6 protein-coding genes and 1 tRNA gene are annotated in these 6,783 nt (G+C 42.1%); 3 read left to right on the forward strand and 4 right to left on the reverse strand.

Annotation, left to right across the window (positions count from 1 at the left end; translation table 11 throughout):
• The 4 genes from MHN01_RS12260 to MHN01_RS12275 form a co-directional block, all read right to left on the reverse strand.
• Window positions 1-1,383, reverse strand: a 1,383-nt coding sequence (locus tag MHN01_RS12260) for a sodium:alanine symporter family protein (RefSeq protein ID WP_239411612.1), incomplete at its 3' end; no start/stop codon positions are given.
• Window positions 1,384-2,040: 657 nt separating this feature from the next.
• Window positions 2,041-2,226: a hypothetical protein gene (locus MHN01_RS12265; protein ID WP_075762070.1), complete on the reverse strand. Its 186-nt coding sequence runs from the start codon at window positions 2,224-2,226 to the stop codon at window positions 2,041-2,043.
• A 225-nt stretch (window positions 2,227-2,451) separates the two neighbouring features.
• Window positions 2,452-2,528, reverse strand: a tRNA-Pro gene (locus MHN01_RS12270).
• Between the two features lie 140 nt (window positions 2,529-2,668).
• On the reverse strand, window positions 2,669-3,700 hold the full coding sequence (locus tag MHN01_RS12275) for a ribonuclease (protein WP_239411613.1): 1,032 nt from the start codon (window positions 3,698-3,700) through the stop codon (window positions 2,669-2,671).
• Window positions 3,701-4,166: 466 nt separating this feature from the next.
• Between MHN01_RS12275 and MHN01_RS12280 the strand changes: the two genes are divergently transcribed.
• From MHN01_RS12280 to MHN01_RS12290, 3 genes are all read left to right on the forward strand, one after another.
• Complete coding sequence (locus tag MHN01_RS12280; RefSeq protein WP_075762069.1) at window positions 4,167-4,469, forward strand: hypothetical protein; 303 nt, start codon at window positions 4,167-4,169, stop codon at window positions 4,467-4,469.
• Between the two features lie 515 nt (window positions 4,470-4,984).
• The gene (locus tag MHN01_RS12285; protein WP_239411614.1) at window positions 4,985-5,842 is read left to right on the forward strand and encodes an ABC transporter ATP-binding protein; all 858 of its coding nucleotides are present in this window, start codon (window positions 4,985-4,987) and stop codon (window positions 5,840-5,842) included.
• Between the two features lie 29 nt (window positions 5,843-5,871).
• Window positions 5,872-6,711: an ABC transporter gene (locus tag MHN01_RS12290; RefSeq protein WP_239411615.1), complete on the forward strand. Its 840-nt coding sequence runs from the start codon at window positions 5,872-5,874 to the stop codon at window positions 6,709-6,711.
• Window positions 6,712-6,783: the final 72 nt, after the last annotated feature.

Raw genomic sequence — 6,783 nt, forward strand, 5'->3', positions numbered from 1 at the left:
AGCTTTTAGCTGCTGCTCGTAGTCTTTGATGACTTTGATAGCCAGCTTAGACAGCATAACCAGTGCAATGATGTTGATCAGTGCCATGAAGCCCATAGAAGCATCTGCAAGGTTCCATACTACTGGTAGAGACGCAACAGAGCCGAACATCACCATAGCAAGAACAATCAGACGGAATACAAACAAGCCTTTCTTCGTGTTGCCGTTAAGGAACATGATGTTTGTTTCGGCGTAGGTGTAGTTCGCAATGATAGACGAGAAGCAGAACAGTAGAATAGCTGCTGCCATGAAGTAAGTCGTCCAGCTGCCTAGCTCATTAGTCAGTGCCTGTTGTAGCAGACCGATACCAGATGCCGCATCTGGCTGATCCATAACACCTGAAAGCATAATCATTGCTGCAGAAGCGGTACAGATAACGATAGTATCAGCAAATACGCCTAGCATCTGAACAAAGCCCTGAGAAGCAGGGTGGTTAGGGTTTGGTGTCGCACTTGCTGCAACGTTTGCAGCTGAACCCATACCGGCTTCGTTAGAGAATAGACCGCGTGCGATACCGCTACGCATTGCCTGAGCAATCGTGTAGGCAACACCACCAGTAGCTGCTTCTTCCCAGCCAAATGCACTCTTAACAATCAGAGCGATAACAGCAGGCAGTTCAGTAATGTTCATCACAACGATGATCATGGCGATTAGCAAGTAACCGACGGCCATAACTGGAACGATGCGTGCAGATGCAGCAGCAACTTTACGCAGGCCACCCATGATGAAGAATGCAGAGGCAGCAACAATGATCACGCCCATGATTGTTTCATCAAAACCGAAAGAGTGGTTCAGGGCATCGGTGATGGTGTTTGCCTGAACAGCATTGAATACCAGGCCAAAAGCAATGATTAGGAATACTGAGAACAGAGAACCCATCCAACGCATACCCAGGCCTTTTTCCATGTAGTAAGCTGGGCCACCACGGTATTGACCATCTACGTCTTTGGTTTTGTAGATCTGAGCCAGTGTAGACTCAATGAAAGCTGTAGACATACCGAAGATGGCAATTACCCACATCCAGAAGACAGCACCAGGGCCACCCACAGTTAGGGCCACGGCAACACCAGCCATGTTACCCGTACCTACACGGGCTGCCATTGAAGTACAAAATACCTGGTATGAACTGATGCCGTTATCAACATCTTTGCCGCTTTTAAGAACAGCAACAGCGTGCTTGAATTGGCGGATTTGAATGAAGCCTAAACGGATAGTGAAGTACACACCTACTGCTACCAGCAGGTAAATAAGTAGCCAGCCCCATAAAACACCATTAACTTCGCCGATCACAGCCAGCAGGCCATCGTTTAGCGATGTTAACCAAGTTTCGTTAGTTACACTCATAAAATTTTCCTGTATATCAGGCTCAGCCAAGTAACGCTGGCTGAGCGAACCGGAACGTCCATATATGTGACAGTTCTTGAATACGATTCTGGATTTATATTTTTTGTTGCTCACAAATGCATCAGTATCAGTAACTTGTTGCATTCACAATTGTGAAACATAGAATCGGATGTATTGCCCAAAGAAGGCGCTGCAAGTTAGCACGAAATTCTTTGAATGCAGCGTGATCTTGCTCACGTTTTTTAAATGAGATTTGTGGGTTGAAAGCTTACAGAATGCTAAGCTATAAAAAATACCTATTAAATTCATGTGATTACGTTTGGTGTGGCGGTAATAATTATTTGCGATTCTGCACATTGTTCAATAACATTAAAATAGAGATTTAACCTAAATTTAACTTAATTTGTAGGAAATTTAACTGATTTTGCGTTGGTGGATTTTAAGAAAAATTAACAACCGGTTGAATCTTGTACGAAAAACGCGTGGGTTAATCTCCAATTAGGCGCTTTGGGCTAATGAATAGCGAGTTAATAACTATTCTAATGAAATACTGAAGGGGGAGCATGAGCAGCTCCCGGGTCGGGAGCTAACTTAAGAGGGGCAGTAAAGGGTGAAATAAGAAAGCTTGTGTTGTTAGCTTTATATTAGGTGTAAATATCAGTGCATGTAAGCTGGTTTTTGCAGGTTTTGGTAATGTTCTTCGGCTGGCTGAAGAACTTGAACACTCTTTATCTCATCAATCTTTGTACACTTGTGACCACAAATACAGATATAGACATCATCTTCTGTGATAAGGAACTCATCAGACTGTCCGCACTTACTACAAGTTGGATTGATTTTCATTATTGTCTCCTCAAAGTCTTACCTGGCTATAGTACTTTGATACAGATCAATTGCATATCATATGAAATAGAAAATTGGATTCATCGCAAGTTTTTGACCGCTAGCACATAACTTTCATTTGAAAATTACCCCAATTTAGTGTGGGTAAAGAAGAGGGAGGTTCGTGTGGTTTTCGGAAAGGTGGTCGAGAGAAGTGTTATTTACAGGAAATAAAAAATGGCCCTTTGGTCGGACATACTGGATTCGAACCAGCGACCCCTACTCCCCCAGAGTAGTGCGCTACCAAACTGCGCTAATGTCCGCCAAAAGGCCATTATATTCAAAATCTTACTAACTGCGGTAAGGTTAACAACAAAGTCCGTTTAAAGCAAAATCAAAACCTTGAACGGTATAACAGAAACAAGAAAAGAGGTGCTGTGGTTACAAGTTCGCCATCTTCCCTCTATTTAATACCTGCTTCCTCTATATATAGAAGCTTGTCGCAATTGCCACGAAAAGGTCCGCTCGCTGGGGCTACATTCAGCTTATCAGTGAGAGTGGCATATTGTTCGAAGTCTTTGCTTAGCTTGAGCCTGATTTCCTGTAGATAGCGTCCTTTGCTGCAGGAAAGCTGAAGCTTATTTGTAGCGTTGACGCCTAGTGAACTTATTAGTGTGTTGCGAAAAACCTCGGTACTGATCGTTTGGCCAATATTCTCTTTAATATAGCTTCCTATTATAGAGGCATCGACTTGTTGGACGAGACTTACGGCTGTTTTGAAGTAATCATCATCGCTTCTGGCTTGGCATGTGCCGTGTTTTTTCCATTGGTATTCACCAAAGTCGGTTTGATAGAAGAAATTTGGCATCCATGGTGAGAGATGTTCGACAGTCGCTCCCGATAGTTGCATGGCGCTTTGGTTGTTGCAGTAGCCGTAATTTATGCCGCATTGGGTTCTATTCGGCCATAACCCATGCAATGTCAGGTTAGATATTTTTTGCTTGCCAGTATTGATCGCCTCACATTCAGGTTTTTGTCCTTTATAGTTGGCATGCTCACAAAATCCTGGTTGCCATGATACTGCGAGAACATAAGAGTCATAATGGTTGGCGATCTTGCATGATGGCTGAGTGAGGAATGATTGAGAGGCTGTTGTGAAATCAACATTACCGCAATGTTTTTCGACCCAGCGAGCTGGCGGTGTAACACCCGGCAGCTTTAGTTGGACCCAATCCCATTCTTCTTTATTTACTGAGATTGCCTCGTAATCTTTACCGGGTTGAACAGATATGTTTCCAGGATTAGTTTTCTTACGGATTGATTGATATGCCTGACAGCTTTTTGTTGTGGCGAATGTGCCTTCAACCTTGATGGAGGCATGTGAAGAAGAGGGGAAAAACAGGGTTACAAGAACAAACATTCCTGCATAGATTGTACGGTGCTGTGCTGAGTACATAGATAAACCAGAGCAAAATGATTGTTGTTCGTCTGACAATTATATTGCGTTATCGACCATTTGACTCATTGTTGACGAAAAGAAATTGTTACTTTTATTAATAGTGACTGTTGCTAAATGGCTGCTATTGAACCAAAATATCAATGTCACTCTGAGTAACAACTTTGCGATAGGGCATTTCGCTCGCGGAATTGATGTTTTTGTTTAAAATTGAGTTCACAAGATTGCTTTATAGAGGTATTATTTGCCTGTTAAACTGTCTTGCGGGCCACATGTGCCGTCAATTTCCATTATAATTAGAGTGTGAATAGATATCGCAATCGTTACTGATGTTAATTGACAGACAGTTGTCGACCTCTACGATTCCTTTGAGGTTGTTTTCTTTTTTGAGCTGAAAGTTTCAATTGCCCGGCTATTGCATATAGGCTAAATAAATCTTGTATTGGTTTTCCATACAGAAGCCTGAGTAATGACATGCTGGTATATGATTTAAGAGGTATGTTTCATGGATAGTTTTGCAGCTGCTGAAAAAGCACTGACCGCAATGTTAAAGAACGTTGATTCAACAACGGGCACGATTAAAGAAGAGCGTGTTGATTATCGTCAGATGTTAATTGATTTTGCTGATGAAGTGCCAGGACGCCAGAAAGCCGTTATTAAACGTATCCCACTTCAAAAAATTAATGATTTAATTGCAGTATTGCATGAGTTTAAAGACGAAGCGCGCCAAGTTCGTATGACTGAGATTCTGGCATTGATGGAAAAAGATGGCGTTCACCCAGAAGACTTAGTCGAAAAAGAAGAGTAATGCATAATTAGCATTATATCATTATCAAACTAAACACATAACCGCTCGATATTCGAGTGATGGATAGTTATGACATTCAGGCAGCGCATCATATGTGCTACTGAGTGATAGGATTTTTTTGCCTTGAAAAGATAATTGCTTATTAACAATAGTGATGTCACGGCATTAAAAATCTCTGCCTGGTTGGGGCGCATAAACGTTCTTTGTTTGAATAATGCGCTATCTAGTATGAATACCATTGCCTTAAACAGAGGTGATCAATAAGCCTTTAGTATTGTTTTCTGAATTTTCAGCTCGAATGAGAAAGCATTGTTAAGTAATTATTCAATGACAAATTTATGTGCCTTGCTTTGAATATGCCAAGTCGGTTTGTCTTGTCTATTGCTTGCCCGTATTCCATCTCTCCTGCTCGTTACCGAGTTATGCGCTAGCTATTCAGCTGGCGCTTATTCTTTCTCCTTCTTGTTTGATATCATCTCCAAACTGAAACATTCAATCTGCAATAGGTAGATCACGTGGGAATATTGATCAAAGCTGAACGACTGAATAAGTCATATCAGCAGCATCAGGCGCTACATGATGTTAGTTTTGAGCTCCACACTGGCCAGATACTTGGTTTATTAGGGCATAATGGTGCGGGAAAATCGACGTTAATCAAATCGCTGCTAGGGACACAGACATTTGACGGAAGCTTATCCGTATTTGGTCTCCACCCGCAAAAGGATCGGGTAAAAATAGTTAATGATCTGGCGTATATTTCCGATGTTGCTGTATTACCAGGCTGGATGACGGTAAAGCAGATCCTGAAATATATGGCGGGTGTTCACCCTTCATTTAAGCGACACATTGCTGAACAGTATTTGAATGACACTGATATTCACTTTTCGGCTAAAATCGCAAGCCTCTCCAAGGGAATGAAAGTTCAGTTGCATCTTGCTATTGTCATGGCGACAAATGTTAGGGTGCTAATTCTCGATGAGCCAACACTCGGACTGGATTTGATGTACAGGGAAGTCTTCTATCGCAGTTTAATATCGTGGTTCAGAGACGGTGAACGAGCTTTAATCATCGCAAGCCATGAAGTTGCAGAGATTGAACACCTGTTGACAGATGTACTGGTACTACGAAAAGGAAAAGTGGTGCTGCAGGCAAAGGTTCATGAGCTGGAATCACACTTTGCAAAGCTGACTGTTAGTCCTGAAAAATTGAGTTCAGCCTTATTACTTTCTCCGCTTTATCACAGGCCGGGAAATAATAATCATATGTTGATTTTCAAAGATGTCGAACGTTCACAGCTTGAATCTTTGGGTGAAGTATCGCCTGCAACTCTTGCTGATATATTTATTGCTACTCAGCAGGAGGTAAGGCCGTGAGAGCTTTAATACATCTGTTAGAAAAAGAGTTGATAGAATATCGTATCGTTGTAAAGCTGCCGCTGTTTATCGCATTATTCTCCGTATTGAATTTTGCGTTGCTAATGAGCGGTGACAACGTGAGTTTCTATATTCAATCTTCGGGTGTCGGGGAGTGGGTGCTGGGCTCAGACTCGAATGGCTTTGCCAGTTATGTTGGTAAACTCAACGAGATTATTTCCGGCTGTGTTTATATACTGCTTTTTCTGGTCTACATTCCCAAAACATTACGCAAGGAGCGTAATGAGGGCAGTTTAATGTTCTGGCGTGCTGTGCCTGTTTCCGACTATTTGGCTATTGCTGCAAAATTGTTGTTTGCTCTTGTTATTATTCCTCTGATTACATCCATACTGCTGATTTTTTCTGATGTGCTGGTTTGGTTATTGGCTAAAATGTGGATGCCTTTAGATATCATGGCGTCTTTTTCGATCACAGTACCAGATATGATTTGGCACTGGTTGGGTTTCATTGGTAGCGCAATATTGATGAGCTTGTCTTTATTGCCGATAGCTTGCGTATTATTGGTAGTATCGCAGTTAGTATCCTATCCGATGGTCGCCGTTGTGGTGGCGGTGATAGTAATTAAACTCATGTCCTACCTATTGTTTGGTACCAGTGCGATTGGTGATTTTTTGAGTGATGTTTACTCACTGCCTCTGACAATCCTGACAGACGAATCCCCGCTCGACGCCTATTTGAGTTTAGGTTTATTTACTCATCTGGCTCTATGGTTGGTAAGTGCCGTGTTATTCCACATATGCAGCAAGCAAAGAGCGACGGATGACAGTGTTTTCAGCACGCTGTTCAGTCTTCTGAATCGGACAAAGTAATCAGACGTGAAAACGGAGAGCAGTGCTCTCCGTTTTTGATTACGGTATGTAGAAATGATTACGCAGAGATCG

Source organism: Photobacterium sp. OFAV2-7 (genome assembly GCF_022347985.1).
Classification (GTDB): Bacteria; Pseudomonadota; Gammaproteobacteria; order Enterobacterales; family Vibrionaceae; genus Photobacterium.